General features: G+C 64.6%; 23 protein-coding genes. 9 read left to right on the forward strand and 14 right to left on the reverse strand.

The window, feature by feature from the left end; genetic code table 11:
• Nucleotides 1-20: 20 nt before the first annotated feature.
• The gene (locus KBY85_RS07070) at nt 21-671 is read left to right on the forward strand and encodes a J domain-containing protein (protein WP_254960825.1); all 651 of its coding nucleotides are present in this window, start codon (nt 21-23) and stop codon (nt 669-671) included.
• Nucleotides 672-677: 6 nt separating this feature from the next.
• Here KBY85_RS07070 and KBY85_RS07075 read toward each other — a convergent pair whose 3' ends face one another.
• Together KBY85_RS07075 and ndhO are read right to left on the reverse strand one after the other, a co-directional pair.
• Nucleotides 678-2003 (reverse strand): O-antigen ligase, encoded by a 1326-nt coding sequence (locus KBY85_RS07075; protein ID WP_254960826.1) that lies wholly within the window; start codon nt 2001-2003, stop codon nt 678-680.
• On the reverse strand, nt 2000-2269 hold the full coding sequence (gene ndhO, locus KBY85_RS07080) for an NAD(P)H-quinone oxidoreductase subunit O (protein WP_254932304.1): 270 nt from the start codon (nt 2267-2269) through the stop codon (nt 2000-2002). The genes KBY85_RS07075 and ndhO overlap by 4 nt, the downstream gene beginning before the upstream one ends.
• A 101-nt stretch (nt 2270-2370) precedes the next feature.
• On the opposite strand from ndhO, the gene KBY85_RS07085 reads away from it, so the two are divergent.
• Nucleotides 2371-3306, forward strand: a complete 936-nt coding sequence (locus KBY85_RS07085; protein ID WP_254960827.1) for a TIGR01777 family oxidoreductase — start codon at nt 2371-2373, stop codon at nt 3304-3306.
• Here the strand turns inward: KBY85_RS07085 and KBY85_RS07090 are convergent.
• Genes KBY85_RS07090 through KBY85_RS07105 form a run of 4 tightly spaced genes read right to left on the reverse strand, consistent with a single transcriptional unit; the run spans nt 3263 to nt 5625 of the window.
• Nucleotides 3263-3526, reverse strand: a complete 264-nt coding sequence (locus KBY85_RS07090) for a hypothetical protein (protein WP_106633073.1) — start codon at nt 3524-3526, stop codon at nt 3263-3265. The genes KBY85_RS07085 and KBY85_RS07090 overlap by 44 nt on opposite strands.
• Nucleotides 3523-4746: a lipid-A-disaccharide synthase-related protein gene (locus KBY85_RS07095; RefSeq protein ID WP_254960828.1), complete on the reverse strand. Its 1224-nt coding sequence runs from the start codon at nt 4744-4746 to the stop codon at nt 3523-3525. The genes KBY85_RS07090 and KBY85_RS07095 overlap by 4 nt, the downstream gene beginning before the upstream one ends.
• Nucleotides 4743-5165 carry a M48 family metallopeptidase gene (locus KBY85_RS07100; RefSeq protein WP_254932301.1) on the reverse strand — a complete coding sequence of 141 codons (423 nt, stop codon included), beginning with the start codon at nt 5163-5165 and terminating at the stop codon, nt 4743-4745. The genes KBY85_RS07095 and KBY85_RS07100 overlap by 4 nt, the downstream gene beginning before the upstream one ends.
• Before the next feature lie 49 nt (nt 5166-5214).
• Entirely contained in the window at nt 5215-5625 is a 411-nt protein-coding gene (locus tag KBY85_RS07105; protein WP_254960829.1) for an iron-sulfur cluster assembly accessory protein, read from the reverse strand.
• Nucleotides 5626-5723: 98 nt separating this feature from the next.
• On the opposite strand from KBY85_RS07105, the gene zds reads away from it, so the two are divergent.
• From zds to KBY85_RS07120, 3 genes are all read left to right on the forward strand, one after another.
• The gene (gene zds, locus KBY85_RS07110) at nt 5724-7217 is read left to right on the forward strand and encodes a 9,9'-di-cis-zeta-carotene desaturase (RefSeq protein WP_254960830.1); all 1494 of its coding nucleotides are present in this window, start codon (nt 5724-5726) and stop codon (nt 7215-7217) included.
• Nucleotides 7218-7225: 8 nt separating this feature from the next.
• The gene (locus KBY85_RS07115) at nt 7226-7669 is read left to right on the forward strand and encodes an SRPBCC family protein (protein ID WP_254960831.1); all 444 of its coding nucleotides are present in this window, start codon (nt 7226-7228) and stop codon (nt 7667-7669) included.
• A gap of 286 nt (nt 7670-7955) precedes the next feature.
• Nucleotides 7956-8207 carry a hypothetical protein gene (locus KBY85_RS07120; protein ID WP_254960832.1) on the forward strand — a complete coding sequence of 84 codons (252 nt, stop codon included), beginning with the start codon at nt 7956-7958 and terminating at the stop codon, nt 8205-8207.
• Here KBY85_RS07120 and KBY85_RS07125 read toward each other — a convergent pair.
• The 5 genes from KBY85_RS07125 to KBY85_RS07145 are packed head-to-tail and all read right to left on the reverse strand — an operon-like array spanning nt 8164 to nt 12509.
• Complete coding sequence (locus KBY85_RS07125; protein ID WP_254960833.1) at nt 8164-8994, reverse strand: uroporphyrinogen-III synthase; 831 nt, start codon at nt 8992-8994, stop codon at nt 8164-8166. The genes KBY85_RS07120 and KBY85_RS07125 overlap by 44 nt on opposite strands.
• An 11-nt stretch (nt 8995-9005) precedes the next feature.
• Nucleotides 9006-10217 carry a glycosyltransferase gene (locus KBY85_RS07130; protein ID WP_254960834.1) on the reverse strand — a complete coding sequence of 404 codons (1212 nt, stop codon included), beginning with the start codon at nt 10215-10217 and terminating at the stop codon, nt 9006-9008.
• A gap of 45 nt (nt 10218-10262) precedes the next feature.
• Entirely contained in the window at nt 10263-11918 is a 1656-nt protein-coding gene (locus tag KBY85_RS07135; protein WP_396121824.1) for a glycoside hydrolase family 3 N-terminal domain-containing protein, read from the reverse strand.
• Nucleotides 11908-12300 carry a 30S ribosome-binding factor RbfA gene (rbfA, locus tag KBY85_RS07140; RefSeq protein ID WP_254960835.1) on the reverse strand — a complete coding sequence of 131 codons (393 nt, stop codon included), beginning with the start codon at nt 12298-12300 and terminating at the stop codon, nt 11908-11910. The genes KBY85_RS07135 and rbfA overlap by 11 nt, the downstream gene beginning before the upstream one ends.
• A gap of 2 nt (nt 12301-12302) precedes the next feature.
• Nucleotides 12303-12509: a DUF751 family protein gene (locus KBY85_RS07145; protein ID WP_106633081.1), complete on the reverse strand. Its 207-nt coding sequence runs from the start codon at nt 12507-12509 to the stop codon at nt 12303-12305.
• Between the two features lie 65 nt (nt 12510-12574).
• Between KBY85_RS07145 and KBY85_RS07150 the strand changes: the two genes are divergently transcribed.
• A complete protein-coding gene (locus KBY85_RS07150; RefSeq protein WP_254960836.1) occupies nt 12575-13294 on the forward strand; it encodes a glutathione S-transferase in 720 nt (239 codons plus the stop codon).
• On the opposite strand, the gene KBY85_RS07155 is transcribed toward KBY85_RS07150, so the two are convergent.
• Nucleotides 13251-13916 carry a DUF6816 family protein gene (locus tag KBY85_RS07155; RefSeq protein WP_254960837.1) on the reverse strand — a complete coding sequence of 222 codons (666 nt, stop codon included), beginning with the start codon at nt 13914-13916 and terminating at the stop codon, nt 13251-13253. The genes KBY85_RS07150 and KBY85_RS07155 overlap by 44 nt on opposite strands.
• Here KBY85_RS07155 and KBY85_RS07160 point away from each other — a divergent pair.
• Nucleotides 13915-14175: a chlororespiratory reduction protein 7 gene (locus tag KBY85_RS07160; RefSeq protein ID WP_106633084.1), complete on the forward strand. Its 261-nt coding sequence runs from the start codon at nt 13915-13917 to the stop codon at nt 14173-14175. The genes KBY85_RS07155 and KBY85_RS07160 overlap by 2 nt on opposite strands.
• Nucleotides 14176-14185: 10 nt before the next feature.
• Here the strand turns inward: KBY85_RS07160 and KBY85_RS07165 are convergent, their stop codons facing one another.
• A complete protein-coding gene (locus KBY85_RS07165) occupies nt 14186-14812 on the reverse strand; it encodes a shikimate kinase (protein WP_254960838.1) in 627 nt (208 codons plus the stop codon).
• 70 nt (nt 14813-14882) lie between these two features.
• Between KBY85_RS07165 and KBY85_RS07170 the strand changes: the two genes are divergently transcribed.
• Nucleotides 14883-15845 (forward strand): 6-carboxytetrahydropterin synthase, encoded by a 963-nt coding sequence (locus KBY85_RS07170; protein WP_254960839.1) that lies wholly within the window; start codon nt 14883-14885, stop codon nt 15843-15845.
• Nucleotides 15846-15850: 5 nt separating this feature from the next.
• On the forward strand, nt 15851-16486 hold the full coding sequence (locus tag KBY85_RS07175) for a dihydrofolate reductase family protein (RefSeq protein WP_254960840.1): 636 nt from the start codon (nt 15851-15853) through the stop codon (nt 16484-16486).
• On the opposite strand, the gene KBY85_RS07180 is transcribed toward KBY85_RS07175, so the two are convergent.
• Nucleotides 16459-16881 carry a hypothetical protein gene (locus tag KBY85_RS07180; protein ID WP_254960856.1) on the reverse strand — a complete coding sequence of 141 codons (423 nt, stop codon included), beginning with the start codon at nt 16879-16881 and terminating at the stop codon, nt 16459-16461. The two genes, KBY85_RS07175 and KBY85_RS07180, sit on opposite strands and share 28 nt — an antisense overlap.
• Nucleotides 16882-16907 lie beyond the last annotated feature (26 nt).

Consider the following 16907-nt stretch of genomic DNA (forward strand, 5'->3'; position numbering starts at 1 on the left):
CCACTGCAGATCCTTATCGCGTGCTGGGTGTTTCACCCACTGCTAGCGGCGCTGAAATCAAGGCCGCCTACCGGGCCCTGGTGAAGCAGCACCACCCGGATGCTGGCGGCGATGACCGCACAATCCTGGCCCTAAACGCAGCCTGGGAGGTATTACGCGATGCCGATCGCCGCCGCCGCCACGACCTCACAGCGCCCACCTCTTTAGATCCTGCTGGCGCCAGCTTTTCCGTCAAGCGGGCCCGTGCTCAGTCCACACGCAGCGCTGCCACTGATGCCGTGTTGCAGCAGTGGTTGCAGCAGGTGTATGCGCCGATTGATCGGCTTCTGGCGCAAGTGATCAACCCATTTCCAGCCCAGCTCAAGGCCCTTTCCGCAGATCCCTACGACGACACCTTGATGGAGTCATTCTGTGCCTTTCTCGAGCAGGGCCAGGCCCGCATCGACAAGGTTGAGTTGATCTACCGCTCTCAGGTATGTCCACCAGGGGGACAAGCATTTGCCCTCGATCTTTATCACTGCCTCAGCTTGGTGAAAGACGCTCTCACTGAACTGGAGCGCTACACCATGGGCTACGTGGATTCATATCTGCACGACGGCAGGGAGCTTCTGAAGCAGGCTCGACTGCGCCGTCAGTCATTGCAGTCCCAGAGGCGGGAGCTAGCTGGTTGAGTGAATTTAACTTGGTGTGGTTTCAATTTGCGCGGCAATGACTGCCTCTGGAGAAAAGAGGGCCGCCAAAAAACCTCCTAGCACCATTATCAGGAGGCAGAAGTAAAACGCTGCAAATAAAACGGTGTGGGTTGTTAACGGGAAAAGCATTACTAGCAATGTTGCTGCATAGGGTGCTGCCATTCTTTGCCTTTCGTGGCATGCCAGCGCAAACCAGCGCCAGCCAAGTGCTATTGCTAGCAGGAGGCCGCCAAGGCCAATTAACCCTGTTTCAGCTGTTAGTTCTAGGTAAATGTTGTGGGCATGGGTGGGCTTGTCTCGATGGCCATGGGGAGTGAGCTGGGCGTATAGCGGGTAGGCAGGGCGGAATGCATTGATGCCAACCCCGGTAAGGGGGCGATCTTGAATCATTTTTAGCCCTGCGTCAACAAGAAAAGCTCTGTCGGAGGTGAAGCGGTTTAAAGAATTAAACAGTCGCTTGCTTGATTTGGCATCGCTTGGATTTTCGCGTAGCTCCTGAAGTGAGGCGACCATTTCGCTTCCGGAGGAGATCATCCAGCTCGATCGTTGTTGAAGGGTTGGTGCAAATGGATATACAGCAACTACGGTTGCCACCAATATTGCTAAGCCAATCAGGCGGGTGCGCCTACTCCAGAGATTCGATAGTGCGATCAGGCCTAAGACCAGTAGTAATAGATTATTGCGTTGGCCCGAGAGAGTCACCGTTATTACAATTCCACTTAGTAGGGCAATGGCCCAGCGATGGCGTTGTTTTAGAGGCTCCCACAGCACCAGTGGGGTCATTGCTGCCACGATTATGCCAAAAATGCCGTTGGTAGTGAACGGCCCATTAATCATCCCCTCCGCTTTTGGCGTGATCCTAAATACATCTGCGCCGGTGAGAGCTTGCAGTAGGCCATCGCCGATCCAAGCGGCAATCACTATCACTAGACCAGTCTGCAGCCAGCTGTGATCTTGCTGGCGGCGGAGTCCATAGAGCACGCTCAGGCCGGCCAGACCAACCAATACAACTGAGGCAATTTCACCCCAGCTTTTGCTAGGAGCTAGTGATGTGGGAATTGATAGCAACCCTGGAATCAGCAAACACAGCAGCAGCAAACCCAGCCGTTTGGCAGGTTCAGCAACCGCTCGCCATTCGCCGCGCCAGGTAAGGGCTAAGCCCAGCAGGGCTGACCCCACCAACGGCACCCGGTATTCCCCCGGGAAGGGCTGCCAGGCCACCATCAGGAGCGCAAACAACCGGCAAAGATTGGTCAGAGTCAACGCTCTACCAAGGTTGCCAAAGGTCACAAAGCTGGAAAGTCTGTTCAAGCAGGAAAGGCCTCCAACTGGTCTAGCCGTAGCCACACATCCGGCACCGGGCGTCGCCAGCGCAGCTGGGCATAGTCACCCTTGATGGCCAGGATTTCGCCAGGACCTTCTGCCAAGTAGCCCGGCAGTGCATCGCTCGCGCTGGCTTCCAGGCTGCCGAAGTAAGCAGCTTTGTCTACCCGCACCAGGCTGCCCTTTTTCAGGGGTGTCTGAGCTTGCGTCTGTACTTGCGGCTGGGCGGGAGGTGCTGGGGCGGCGTCAGCCATGTTTCATTTGTCTGTTGGCTCAGGTTAAGGCGCTTCGTGCAGTCCAGACCAGCTCGTCTTAGTTGCAACCGCCTAGCCTCCCTCAAGCTGTTAGGTCTGAAATGCGGCTGCTGCTGCTGGGTTGTTCGGGGTTTGTAGGTCGCGAGCTGGTGCCTTTTCTGCTCGAGCTAGGCCATGAGCTGACCCTCGTGAGCCGTCAGTCCCAGCCCTTTCCGGCTCTGGTTGGTAAGAGACTGGCCTGCATACGCCTAGATCCGGCCGATGCGGCCAGTTGGGCTGATAACGGCCTCGATAGGGCCCTCTCTGAGGCGGAGGGTGTCGTGAACCTCGCCGGTGAGCCGATCGCTGAACGTCGTTGGACAGAGGCTCACTGTCAGCTGTTGCTGCAAAGCCGCGTTCGCACCACTGAGCTGCTGGTGGCTGCCTTGGCGCGGCTGGAGCAGCCCCCCGCCGTGCTGGTTAATGGTTCAGCCGTGGGCTTCTACGGCTCCAGTACGCAGACGCGCTTCAGCGAGACCAGCCCCGCCGGGAGCGATTTTCTGGCCGAGATCTGCCAGCGCTGGGAAGCGGCCGCTGATCAGGTTCCAGCTGCTTGCCGGCTGGTGAAGCTGCGCATCGGCATCGTGCTGGGCCCCGATGGTGGTGCCCTCGGCAAGATGTTGCCCATCTTCCGTTTGGGTTTCGGTGGGCCGGTCGGTTCCGGACGCCAGTGGATGAGCTGGATTTATCGCCACGACCTCTGCCGCCTGATCGCCACGGCCCTTGAGGATGGCGCCTACAGCGGCGTCTACAACGCCGTTAGCCCGGAAGCCACCACCATGGGCCTGTTCGCCAGTGCCTTAGGCAAGGCCCTAGGCCGTCCCAGCCTGCTGCCCGTGCCGGGGCCGATCCTGCAGCTGCTGCTTGGCGACGGGGCCCAGGTGGTGCTGGAGGGCCAGCAGGTGCTGCCCGAGCGCTTGCTGGCCCAGGGATTCACCTTTCAGTATCCCCAGCTCAGCGCTGCCCTCGCCGCTGCCACCAACCCAGCACTCCGCTGAGCAGCGCCGCTCCCATCAACAAGCCAATTGCCGGGGTAAAAAGCGGTTCCCACAGCCGCTGAAACAACTCCAGGGGGGCTTCGATGTGTTGGCTGTGCAGGGTTACGGCCACCGCAAACCAAATTGCCCCGGCAATCACCACAAACACATCCACCACCAGCAGGGTGTCCATCGATCCCTTGAGTTGCTGCAGCAAGCTGGGGGGGGTAGGTGTGGTCATGGCAGCTCAGAGGCCTGATTAGGGCACAGCATTGCCATGATCGCCGCTGCCATCGCCTGGCTGCCGCCGGGCGCGCCAATTCGCTCCAGGCCAATGGCGGCCAGGGATTGACGTAGGGCTGGTCCTTGCTTGTGATCGCTTTGCTGCTCCAGCAGGCCTTGGGCTAGCAGGGCACTGGCCCTCAGGGATGCATCACTGCCGCTGCTGCCGGGGGCGCAGCGCACCCCTGGGCCAAGCAAGCGGCGCTGGGCTTCAGCAAAGCCCGCTGTGAATTGGGGGCCCTGTCCCACCAGCTGCAGCACTGGTTTGCCTAGCCCCACGGCCTGTTCGGCGGCGGTGCCAGCCATGCACAGCACCAGCTGGGAGGAGGCCAAGATCTCCCCAAACTGGCCCCAGCCAAGTTCAACTGCCAGGGGGCCGCGAACCAGCCGGTCGCTTGCCTCGAGCCGCCAGCCCAGGGGGCCGGCCAGCTTGGCAACGCGACTGCCGTCGAGCTCGGACACCAGGGCGGCGCGTAGCCGCAGGGGCTGGCTGCGCGCCCATTCCTCGGGCAGCAGGGCCAGGACCCGCAGCATCAGAGCGAAATTGCGCGCCGCTTCCGGCAGGCGGCTGCCTGGCACCAGCGCCAGAGGCTGCAACGCTGTTAGAGGCTGGAGTGATTCGCTTGTGGCGGCGCTCACCACGTCGAGGAAGGGATTGCCGAGGAATACCACGGCACGGTTCAGTTGCTGGCTGAGGTCGTTGGCGGTGAGGGAATCGCGGCTCCAGATGGCTTTGATGCTTGCTTGGTTCAGCAGCCAGCCGCAGGGCCAAGGCAGGCGCAGGCGGCCTTCGTAGTGGCTGGAGTAAGCAACTAGATAAACGGCGCTGGGCAGGCCCGAGAGCCAGCTTCCCAGTACCGCGAGCACATCGCCCACGGCCACCACCAGGCCGTAGTGGCGGCGGCGGCGGCGCAGGAGCAATAGCCGGCCGAGCACATGGCCCATCTGGCCTTCCAGCAGCTCGCTGAGCCGTCCGCGCAGGCTGGTGTAGCCGAGGCCGCCCGTGCTGCAGCTGCGGGTGCGGCCCAGCACCGGCACGCCCCGCTGGCGATAGGGGCTTCCGTGACCCACCAAGGGCAGAGCCTCAACCGGAATGCCCCGCTGCATCAGCTCGGCAGCTACGAGGGCACCACTGAGGTCTTCCCCGTGACCGTTGCTGAGTAGCAGAACCGGTTTCAACCCGCCAGCCAGGCCTTCAGCTTCTCCATGGCCTTCCAGCCTGGTTTGCGCACTAGGCCATCGGCGATCGACTTCTGCAGGTCGCCAGTCATCTCCGGCGCCATTGCCATTACCCGCTGCACAATTTCGATGTGTTCGCGCACCCCTTTGGCGCCCGTTTCCAGCATGGCCAGGCTCAGGTTGATGCGGGCCTGGGGGTCCTGGGGGTTAAGGCGCACGGCGGTTTTGGCGGAGCGCAGGGCGGCTTGGGGCTGCTCATCAAGCAGCTGCAGCCAAGCCAGGCAGGTCCATCCCGCCGACTGGTTGGGGGACTGCTCGGTGATAGCGATGAAGCTATCGATCAATTCAGCCGGTGCCACTCCCTCCTGGTAGCGCTGCATGGCCTGCTCGAACAGGGACGGTACGTCTGCTGAGGTCATAGGGAGGCGGCTTGCCTGGTCATCTGCTCAGATTGCCACCCGACGGGCATTACACCGCAAACGAGCTGCCGCAGCCGCAGGTCTGGCTGGCATTGGGGTTGGTGAAGTTGAAGCCGCCGCCGATCAGGGCACTGGAAAAATCCAGCTGCATTCCGTAGATGTAGAGCAGGCTCTTGGGATCGCACACCACCGCGAAACTAGGAGCATCGGCGGGTTCGTAGGTGTAGTGCTCGTCATCGCCCTGGATCGCTCTGGCATCGACGAAGTCCATCGTGTAGCTCATGCCGCTGCAGCCCCCGGAGCGCACGCCCACCCTCAACACCTTGGCCTCGCCCTGCTGGTTCATCAGAGCCCCCAGCTGCTTCATGGCCGGTTCGGTGATCAGGATCCCCTTCCCGTCTTTGGCGGTGAAGGTGGGTTGGGCCTGGGCTGCAACAGCAGTGACAGTTTCGGTACTCATCAAGATCTACGCCAGTTGCAACCACTGTATGGAGGCTCCCCGTTCGCTGCCTGGCGGAGTGTCTCCATAGAGTCAGCACACTACTGAGGGTTGAAAGGGTGCAGGTCGCCATCGTGGGAGCGGGACTGGCCGGTTTATCTGCGGCAGTGGATCTGGTGGATGCCGGCCACCAGGTGGATCTCTACGAGGCCCGGCCGTTTCTGGGCGGCAAGGTGGGCAGCTGGGTGGATGAGGGCGGCAACCACATTGAGATGGGGCTGCATGTGTTCTTTTTCAACTACGCCAACCTCTTCGCTCTGATGCGCAAGGTGGGGGCGATCGACAACCTGCTGCCCAAGGACCACACCCACCTGTTTGTGAACACGGGCGGTGATTTGCGGGAGCTCGACTTTCGCTTCGCCCTTGGCGCGCCCTTCAACGGCTTGAAGGCCTTCTTCACCACTCCCCAGCTCGACTGGATCGACAAGCTGCGCAATGCCCTAGCCCTGGGCACCAGCCCGATCGTGCGCGGCTTGGTGGACTACGAGGGAGCCATGAAGACGATCCGAGCCCTGGATCGGATCAGCTTCCAGGAGTGGTTTGTGGGCCATGGCGGCAGTGAGCAGAGCATTAAGCGGATGTGGAATCCGATCGCCTATGCCCTGGGCTTCATTGATTGCGAGGCGATCTCGGCCCGCTGCATGCTCACGATCTTCATGATGTTTGCTTCCAAAACCGAGGCCTCCAAGCTCAACCTGCTCAAAGGGTCGCCCCACCGCTGGCTCACGGGCCCGATCCTCGACTACATCCAGCAGCGCGGCGGCCGGCTGCATCTGCGCCACCGGGTCACGGAGGTGAATTTCGAGGAGGGGGCAGCTGGCGTCGATGGCCAGCCCGCTACCCGGGTGAGCAGCCTCACTCTCGGCACACCTGAGGGCGATGTCTCTGTAGTTGCAGACACCTATCTGGCCGCCTGCGATGTGCCTGGTATTCAGCGAATGCTGCCCCAAGCCTGGCGCCGCTGGCCCCTATTCGACAACATTTACAAGCTCGATGCGGTGCCGGTGGCCACCGTGCAGCTCCGTTATGACGGCTGGGTAACCGAGCTCGGTGATGGCGCCGCCGCCACCGCCGCCCGAGCCGATCTCAGCAGCCCCGCTGGCCTCGATAACTTGCTGTACACCGCCGACGCTGACTTCAGCTGCTTTGCCGATCTGGCCCTGGCCAGTCCCGAGGATTACCGCAAGCAGGGGCAGGGCTCCTTGCTCCAGTGCGTGCTCACCCCAGGTGATCCCTGGATTCCCAAGAAAACCGAAGAGATCGTGGCCCACACCGACGCCCAGGTGCGAAGCCTGTTCCCTTCGGCCGCGGGCCTGAAGCTGGTGTGGAGCAACGTGGTGAAGCTGGCCCAGTCCCTTTACCGCGAGGCTCCCGGCATGGAGCCTTACCGGCCAGAGCAAGCCACGCCAGTAGCCAATTTTTATCTGGCCGGTAGTTACACCAAGCAGGACTACATCGATTCCATGGAAGGCGCCACCATGAGTGGGCGCTTAGCCGCAGCTGCGATCCTGGGAAGCCAGGCTGCGCTGGCCACCAACACCTCTGTTTCGTAGGAGATTCCATGGGCCGTTGGCTTGAGCACAGCGTCACCACAGAGATCCGGGCCTCGGTGGATCAGGTGTGGGAGGTATGGAGTGACTTGGAGGCAATGCCCCAGTGGATGCGCTGGATCGAGTCGGTTGTAACTGAGCCGGGCGACCCCGATCTCACCGATTGGACTCTGGCGGCGCAGGGCTTCCGCTTCCATTGGAAAGCCCGTATCAGCCAGCGGGTTGAGGCCCAGCAACTGCATTGGGAGTCGGTGGGAGGCCTGCCCACTAGGGGTGCGGTGCGCTTCTATTCCCAGACGCCCGAGCTCACGGCGGTCAAGCTGAGCGTCAGCTATGAACTGCCCGGGGTCTTGGCACCATTGATGGAACCAAGCATCCTGGGTGGAATTGTGACCAAGGAGCTTCAGGCCAACCTTGACCGATTCCGTGATCTCGTTGAAACCCGCAACCCCTAAGTCCCTCGGCTCTACCATCGCTGCAGCCCTGCTGCTGGTCTCGTGCTCTGGGGAGAAGCCCCCGCAGGCCTCCAGCCAGGCAACCCCGCCGCCCAAGTCGCAGCCGGCACCCCCAGCACCAGCCCCTGTTGGGGCACCAGCTCCCTTGGCGGGACTGACACCTCTGCCCAGCTCCAACCAGGTGGTGGCTTCCGTTTCGTCAGGGCGTGTTGATCCATTTGCGCCCCTGGCGACTCCCGCAACAGCTTCCTCTGCCCGGCCGATACTTCTCAGCCTCCCCCCTGGCTTGATCTTCAACGGCGTGATTCGCTCCGGCGGCACCCCGGAGGCTCTTGTGCAGTTCGGTGCGGAGAGCGGCACCTTGCGGGTCGGTCAGAGAGGCGGCAGCACCACGGACTACAGAACCACGGACTACAGAACCACGGACTACAGAACCACGCCCCTACTGCCGGCGGGTTGGAGCGTGGCCAGCATTGATGTTCAAAATGGTCGCCTCACCCTGCGTCAGGGCAAGCAGGCGGTGACGGCCGAGCTCTGAGGCTGCGGCCGCAGGCCTCCACCAGTCCAGTCAGGTCATGGGGATCGGCTTCAGCGTCGACGCGGCCGAGTAGCTGCCGGCAGCGCTCGCTGGTTTGGGGTCCGATTGAAACCACGGCCACCCCCTCCAGCTGGCTGCTCCAGGTGGGCCCGAAAGCCCCTTTCAGCAGCTGGCAGGTGTGGCTCACGGTTTTGCCGCTGCTGAAGGTGATTGCGTCGAGGCGCCGTTGCTCTAGGGCGGCCACCGCAGCGCTGGGTAAACCCTCTGGACAGCCGGTTTCGTAGGCGGCAACTTCAACCACCCGGACACCAGCAGCGGCGAAGGCATCCGCTAGCAGGGTGCGGCCGCCGCTCTGCACCCGGGGCAGCAAAAGGCGCAGCCCCCAACCTGAGACGGGAAAGTGCTCCAGCAGGCTGTCGGCCACAAAGCTGGGCGGGATGAAGTCGGCGGGCGATCCCAACGATTCGAGCTGCGCCGCGGTTTTGCGGCCTACCGCAGCGATCTTCAGGTGGCTGGGCCGCCGTGCCAGGGAGCGGCCGATGCGGCGCAGCCGCTGCTCCACGGCCTCAACGCCGTTGCCACTGGAAAAAACCAGCCAGTGGAAATCATCTAGCTCGGCTAGGGCATCGTCGAGGGGGCCCCATTCATCTGGTGGGGTCACCACCAAGGCAGGTAGGTCTACCACCGTGGCGCCAGCGGCTTCAAACAGGCGACGGGCTTCACCTAGCTGGGTTTCGGCCCTGGTCACGGCGATGCTGCGGCCGCTCAGATAGGAGTCAGAAGCCATGGCCAGGGGGATCACTGGTCATCCAGCTTGACCATGCTGCCCGCCTGTTGCCGCAGTGCTTCCGCTTCGCTTTGCCGGTTTTGCTGCTCCAGTAGGGAAATCGCCTGGCGGAAGCCGCTGCGGGCCCCTGGCACATCACCGCTGAGCAGCAGGGCAACGGCCAAGTTTTGCTGGGCGGCGGCCAGGCTTGGATCGCGCTCCAGGGCTGAGCGGTAGGCCGCGATTGCCGCCGGCAGCTGGCCGCGTCGCCGCTCGCTAATCCCCAGGTGCAGCCAGCCGAGTGCCAGTTCGGGCGCTGCTGCGCAGGCCTGGCGGCACAATTCGCAGGCCTCTTCCAGGGCGCCCTGGCTCGTGGTGCCGGGCTCTTGCAGCAGGGCGGCCAGATTCAGCCGGGCCGCCAGGGTGAGCCGCGGCGGCAGGGGTAGCTCCAGGGCCTGGCGGTATAGCTGGCAGGCGTGCTTTGGGTCGCTGCTGCCCAGGGCGATCGCCAGGTGCAGCAGCAGCTCGTAGCGCTCGGGGTGGCGGCTGGCTGGGCACCGGGCCAATCCCTGCTGCAGCAAGGCGATGCCGCGTTCGCGGTTGCCCTCGCTCACCTCCAGGCTGCCGAGCTTGGCGCAGGCGTAGGGATCCCCAGGATTGGCGGCAAGGTCGGCCTCCATGGCCTGGCGCAGCCGTTTCGCCTTGGCGCCGCTGGCCAGCAGATCACTGCGGTAGCCATCGTGGGCTAGCGCAGGCACATCGCAATCCGCCAGATGCCAGTGGGGCTCCTTTCCCAGCAGGGCCAGCACGCTGTCATCCACCATCGAGTGGTAGGGCCGGCTCCAGTGGATGGCTAGATGGCGGCGAAATAGGCGGCTCACATTTGAGTAAGGCGACTGGGCCGCCCCCAGCTCCTGCCGCAGCAGGTTGATCAGCAGCAGATCCGGCTCGGCCATCAGGGCTTGGAGCGGCTGGCGGGCCTCGGGCAGCAGCCACTCGTCGGCATCGAGCACCAGCACCCAGTCGCCGTTCACGTGCCTTAGGGCCTCATTGCGGGCCGGCGCGAAATCCCCTGGCCAGGGCAGCTGGTGCACCACCGCACCGCAGCTCTCGGCGATGGCGATGGTGGCATCGCTGGAACCGGTGTCCAGCAGCACCATCTCATCGACGAAGCCCGCCACCGAGGCCAGGCAGCGCTCCAGCCGCTCGGCTTCGTTGCGCACGATCATCGAGAGACTGAGCATGGGCCGGATGGGGACGGGGCGAGAAACGGACAGCTCGGCTCCAGTTCAGTCGGTGAAGCCAGCGCTTGCTTCAGTGTCTCCCAGGCCCAGTCCACTGCCCAGTCTTTGCAGAGCTTCGGCCTGAGCCAGGGGCATCTGGCCAGGGCTGTAGACGCCAGGGACGCCCGGCGGCAGGAGGGGGCGCAGCTCCTCCCAGAGGTAGGGGCTGCCATACACCACCAGCCCCGCCAGCCTTCCGGCTCTTGCTAGCTGGCGCAGGGCTGCGGGCCAAGGTTCGGCGCTGCCGGCGCTGCCGCGAAAGGGATTGCCCCGCACAAACAACTGCAGCAGCACCTGTCCTGAGCCGAGCCGCTCCAGGGCGAGGGGGGCGTCGGCGTCTGTGGTCCAAGGGCTGGGGCTGCGGGCCTCCAGCAGCACGGTGCGCCAGCCGCGGGATTCGGGCCGCGCCAGGGCTGGAGCGGTGGCGCTCAGCACTGCGGTTGCTGCGGCTAGGGCCGAGTCGAGCCTGATCAGGTTGATGCCGGCCTGGGGGGTGGCGGCGCCGGTGCTGCCGGCTGTCTCCATGGTGGCCCGCACCAGCTCCAGGGCTAGGGCCTGGTTGGGCTGGGCGGCCGCCTCTGGATCGGCAACGGCCAAGGCCGCGCCAGATCCAGATCCAGCGCAGCGCTCCAGGGCCCTAATGCGGCGCTCGGCACTGGCTTCCAGCTGCTCAACCCTGAGCCGGCCGCTGGCCACCGCTTCAGCGATGGCGGCGATGGCCGCATCCGCATCGGCGGGCATCAAGACCAGATCGGCCCCGGCTTCCAGGGCCAGCACGGCCGCCTCCCCGGCGCCGTAGCGCCCGGTGATCGCGTCCATCACCAGGGCATCGGTCACGATCAAGCCAGCGAAGCCCAGCTGCTGGCGCAGCAGCCCGGTAAGCACCGGCTTGGACAGGGTGGCTGGCCGCTCTTGATCAAGCTCCGGCAGCATCAGGTGGGCGGTCATCACCGAGGCCACTCCAGCAGCGATCGCCTGTTGAAACGGCGGTAGCTCGATCGCCGCCAGCCGCTCGCGGCTGTGGGGCAGCAGGGGCAAGGTGATATGGGAATCGCTCCTGGTGTCGCCGTGGCCGGGGAAGTGTTTGGCGCAGCCGAGCACCCCAGCTGCCTGCACGCCCCGCACAAAGGCCGCAGCCAGCGCCCCGGCTGTGGCTGGATCTTCCCCCCAGGCCCGCACATTGATTACCGGGTTGGCCGGGTTGTTGTTGACATCGCACACCGGCCCCAGCACCCAGTTGAGCCCCAGGCCCCGGGCATCTCGGCCCGTGCACTGCCCGTAGCGTTCGGCTAGCTCAAGCGCCTGTTGAGGCTCGCGTCCGTAGAGGCGCCCCAGGGCTAGGGGTGGCACCAGCCAAGTGGCTCCGTCGAAACGCTGGCCCACTCCCTCCTCCACATCGGCGCAGAGCAGCAGCGGCTGACCGGCCCAGCGGCGCAGCTGGGTGCAGCGCAGGGCCACCTCGGCGGCGCTGCCGCCAAGCAGGATCACGCCGCCCACGCCAGCCTCCAGCAGGCTGCGGAGCTTGTTGTTAGGCAGCTCCCAGCGGGGGTAGCCGCGTTGGTGGTCGGCGAGTTTGCCGCTGCCGCGCACCACGATCAGCTGGTGGATCAGGCGCAGCAGGGCTGGAGCCGTGGTTTGGGTCGAGCTTGGTTCAGAGATCACTGGCTTCGGCGGGTTCGCCCTTCTCCTGCCGCTCGTCCTCTAGGCGATTGAGCAGTCCCAGCACTGTGGTGCCCTTTTCGATACCTCGATCGAGCACAAACACCACCTCAGGGGTGCGCCGCATCTTCAGCCGCCGGCTCAGCTCACCCTTCACGAAGGCGCTAGCCGAATGCAGGCCTGCCATGGCTTGCTCCTTGTCGGCGTCGCTGCCGAAGACGCTCACAAAAATCTTGCAGTGCTGCAGATCGCCCGCCACTTCAACTGTGGTGACACTCACCATCCCCTGGTTGACCCGCTCGTCCTTGATGCCGCCAATCAGCAGCTCACTAATTTCGCGGCGGATCAGGGAGGCCACCCGCTCCACCCGTCGGCTCTGTGCCATGGCTATGCCAGCGGTGCTGGGTTCACCATCGCATGCAGGATCAGCCCCAGGCTCAGCAGGCCGCTGACGCCGGCGCCAATCAGGGCAACCGCCGTAACCGGATTGCGGCCCCGAGCCGCCAGCGGTTCGAATACCGAATTGGCCACACCCAGGCCAAAGGCCACCAGGTAGCGCGGGTAGCGCGTCACATTCAGGAAGAAGTCCTTCATCGCCCGGGGTGGTCGGTCCTTGCTGCTTGCTGGCTACTCTGCCGCCCAGAGGTCAGGTTTGAAGCATGGAACTGCACCAGTTCAGGCATTCGGCCTTTTGCGAGAAGGTGCGGCTGGTGTTGGCCGCCAAACGGCTCGACTACACGGTGGTCGAGGTCACGCCAGGCTTGGGCCAGTTGGAACTCTTCCGCCTGTCGGGCCAGCGCCAGGTGCCAGTGCTGCTGGATGGCAGTGAAGTTATTGCCGATTCCACGGCCATTGCCCTTTATCTGGAGCGGCATCACCCCGAGCCGCTGCTGCTGCCCGAGGCCCCGGCCGAGCGAGCCCGGGTGCTGCTGATCGAAGACTGGGCCGATACGGCTCTTGCTGCCGGCTGCAGGCTTGCCCTAGTGCAAGCGGCGGCTGTTGATCCGCTGTTGCGCTCCGCCCTGCTGCCCGACTCCACCCCCGGCCCCCTGCGTCAGCTGGTCAGCAACTTGCCCGTCGCCGTGATGGCTGGCGTCGGCGAGGCGGTGGCAACGGTGGTGGGCAGCGCTGAGCGCCAGCAGCTCCAGACCAACCTCGAGCAGTTGGCCGTGCTGGTTGCCGATCAGCCCTATTTGGTGGGCGATCGCCTCACCCTTGCCGATCTGGCTGTTGCCGCCCAGTTGGGCCTGCTCAAATTCCCGGCCAGCAGTGGTGCCCCCTTAGCGGGCCAGGGCGTTAGCGGCATCGCCGACCACCCGCTGCTTGAGCCTCTGTTCAATTGGCGGGATCGGATTGTGCTGGAAGCGGGTCGGGGCTGAGCGGCGTCAGGGTTAGTTGGAAATGGCCGCTGCTGCTGGCCGCGGCGGCCAGGCCTAGGGCAGGGGAGGGATAGCTGGCCTGCCACTGCTCGGTTGTCACCGTGCCGTCGGGGTTTTGGCTGTAGTGGCTCAGGGTTTCCACCCGGCTCACCCGGGGGTCGCCGGGGCCGTGCAGTACCTGCAGGGCCAGTTCGTCAGCCCAGAAGTCGGTCGGATTGGGCGGCTCACTGCGGCGTCCTACCACCGTCGATTCCAGTTGCTGATCACCCGCCAGCAAGGCGATCTGGCGGTTTGGGTTGGCCGGATCATTGCGCACTTGCAGCAGGGCAACGCCCAGCAGGGCCCGGCCGATAGCGTTGGCATTGAAGGCCCGATCGCCCACCACCGCTCCGCCTGGATCGGGGCTGAAGCGCACCTCGTAGTCCAGGTCATCGCTGCGCACCTGCCAGCGCCCGGCCATCCAGTCGGGGTAGCTCAGATCCTGGTGACCGGCTCGAGCCGAGGGTCGATCTAAGGGAGCGGGTAGGCGCCACTCGGGCCAGTGGGCGGCCCGTTCTGCCAGCACGCCCGGCCCCATCGCCAGCAGCAGCGCCAGGATGGGTGCCAGTAAGGCTCCAGTCATGTCCAATCCCCTGTTGCGGGAGCTAGATCATTACGTGGTGCTGGAGCCAGGTGGCGGCGAGCGGATTCTCACGGCGGCCGAAACCCTGGCCTGGCTTGAGGCCCGGCTTGCCAAGCTGGAGCCGGTGCCGGCAGATCTGGTCGGTCTCTCTAGCCCGGGCCTGCAGGCCCAGCGACTGCTGGAAACCGCCTGCGAACTGGAGTTGGCACCTGGCCTGACGATTCAGTGGTTTGCGGTGCGGATCGAACCGCCCGGCTAAGTGGCGTAACTCAGTTGAGGGATGGCGTGATCTGGCCATCGGCCTGGCGCAGCTCCACCGGGGCCTCAGGCGCAGCAGCTGGGTCTTTGAGAATGGCTGGCAGATCGGCCAGCACCTGCTGGGCCACTTGGGCGGGGCTAGCTCCAGCTTGCTGCACCCGCAGGTCGGCCTGGGCATAGAGCGGTTGCCGTTGGGCCAGCAGCTCGCCTAGGCGGGCGCCGGGATCACCGGCCTGCAGCAGGGGCCGGGGGGTGGAATCGGCGCGCAGGCGTTGCAGCAGCAAGGGCGCTGGCGCATCTAGCCACACCACCACCCCCTGGCGCATATGGCCCCAGTTCTCGGGCTTGGTCACCACTCCACCTCCGGTGGCCACCACCAAGGAATGCCAGCCGGCGATCTGGCCAAGCACCGCCGTTTCCAGTTCTCGGAAGCCGGCTTCGCCGTCAGTGGCGAAGATTTCGGGGATGGTGCGGCCAGCAACCTGCTCCAGGGCATCGTCTGCATCAAGGAAGCGGTAGCCCAGCGCTTCGGCCAAGGGGCGGCCGACGGCGCTTTTACCGGCGCCCATCATGCCGATCAAATAAACGTTTAGCCCTTGCAAGCGCTGGGCCAAGCATGGCGATGGGGGTTTATTCATGGCGGGGTTTTCCTGGTTCGACGCCTTGGCCCTTGCCCGTTTCTAGGATGGTGAGCCACCGACCCGGGCGATGACGGCTACTGCAACAGCGTCAGGCTTCTCGCCAAACCCGACCAGCTCCAGCCACGGGCGGGGCCGCCCCTGCGTAATTACCAGGCGGGCCACCTTTAGTGCCAGTCATCGCTACTGGTTGCCGGAGCTCAGCGCTGAAGAGAATCAGGCCCGCTTCGGCCCCTGCAGCCTGGCCCCAGGCCACGGCCACAACTACACCTTGGTGGTGGCGATGGCTGGTCCGCTCGATGCGGACGGCATGGTGCTCAATCTCTCTGAGGTGAAGCACGCCATTCGGGCTGAGGTGACGGCCCAGCTTGATTTTCGCTACCTCAACGAGGCTTGGCCTGAGTTCGATCTGGATCGTCCTGAGGGCAAGCTGCCCACTACCGAAGCCCTTTGCCAGGCCATCTGGACCCGCCTGGCCCCCCAGCTGCCCCTGGTGGGGCTGCGTCTGCACGAAACCGACACGCTCTGGGTCGACCTGCTCGCCCCAGGCTCTGCCCCAATCCCCATGGAAGCCTTTCTCTCGATCCGCACCCACTTCGCCGCCGCCCACCGCCTGGCCCGGCCCGAGCTCTCCCAAGGCGAAAACGAAACCATCTACGGCAAGTGCGCCCGGCCCCATGGCCACGGCCACAACTACCTGCTCGATGTAACCGTCCGAGGCCCGATCGATGCCCGCACCGGCATGGTCTGTGATCTGGCGGCTCTGCAGCAGCTCGTCGACGACCTGGTGGTGGAGCCCTTCGACCACACCTTCCTAAACAAGGACGTGGAGCACTTCGCCAGCACGGTGCCTACAGCTGAGAACATCGCCCTTCACATCGCCGACCTGCTCAGCGCCCCAATTGCAGCCACCGGCGCTCGCCTGCACAAGGTGCGCCTGCAGGAAAGCCCCAATAACGCCGCCGAGGTGTTTGCTGAAACTCCCCAGCTGGAAATGGTGCCCGCGGCGCTCGAAGCCCTGGTGGCTGGCTGAGACCCGTGCTGCGGCTGGTGCTGGCCGTCAGCCTGGATGGCCGCTTGGCGCCCCCGCAAGGTGGCGCTGCCCATTTGGGTGGAGTTGGGGATCGTCAGGTGTTGGAGGAGGCCCTCTCCTGGGCTGATGGCTGCCTGATCGGTGCCGAAACCCTTCGGTGCCATGGCAGTACCTGCCTAATTCGTGCGCCTCACCTGCTGGCCGAGCGAGCAGCCAGCGACCGCGCTGAGCAGCCGGTGGCCGTAGTAGTGAGTCGTAGCAACGATTTTTCCCCGGATCTGCATTTCTGGCAGCAGCCGCTGCAGCGCTGGCTGCTTACACCCACGCGATCGCCGCTAGCCCCGGCTTTTGATCGTCGCCTGGATCTAGAGAGCTGGGGTGTGGCCCTGGCTGCCCTGGCGGATCAGGGGCTGGACCGGCTGGTGGTGCTGGGCGGTGCTGCCCTTGCCGCCAGCCTGCTGGCCGAAGGCTGGATCGACGAGCTGCAGCTGACGCTTTGCCCTCGGCTGCTGGGGGGACCCCATGCCTGGTTGCCCCTGGAGGCCGCAGTTCAGGCTGGGGAGTGGTGCCTGCAGGAGCACCGGCGCCTGGAGGGTGAGGAGTTGCTGCTGCGCTACCGCCGCGTCTTGGCGAAGCCCTGAGCCAGCTCCCGCAGGGGAATCTGCTGGAGGGTGTCGGCGGGCAGGCCCAACATGCGGGCCAGGCAGCGTTTCAGCACTACTTCGCTGTCGGCGCCGAAGTCGCCGCGGATCAGATCGCCCAGCACCGCCAAGCCCCGTCCACTCGAGGCGGTTTCCTCCACAAGGCACTGGCTGGTGGGGCGGGCCAGCTGGGCGCAGGGAGCTTCTAATTTGGCAGCCAGGCTGGCATTGTCGGCGGCTGCGGTTTCCACGCAAACGGTTTTCAGCCGTTGCTCCAGTTGGGGGCGTACCAGCTGCAACACCGGCAGCAGCAGGCTCGTCAGCAACACCGGGGCGACCAGTACAGGGGCGAACAGTTGCACCGGAGTTGCCAGGGAACGGAACGATTGAGGCACCAAGGCGGCGCAGCTGTAGTTAGTTT

It is taken from the genome of Cyanobium sp. BA5m-10 (genome assembly GCF_024346255.1).
GTDB classification, from domain to species: domain Bacteria; phylum Cyanobacteriota; class Cyanobacteriia; order PCC-6307; family Cyanobiaceae; genus Cyanobium_A; species Cyanobium_A usitatum.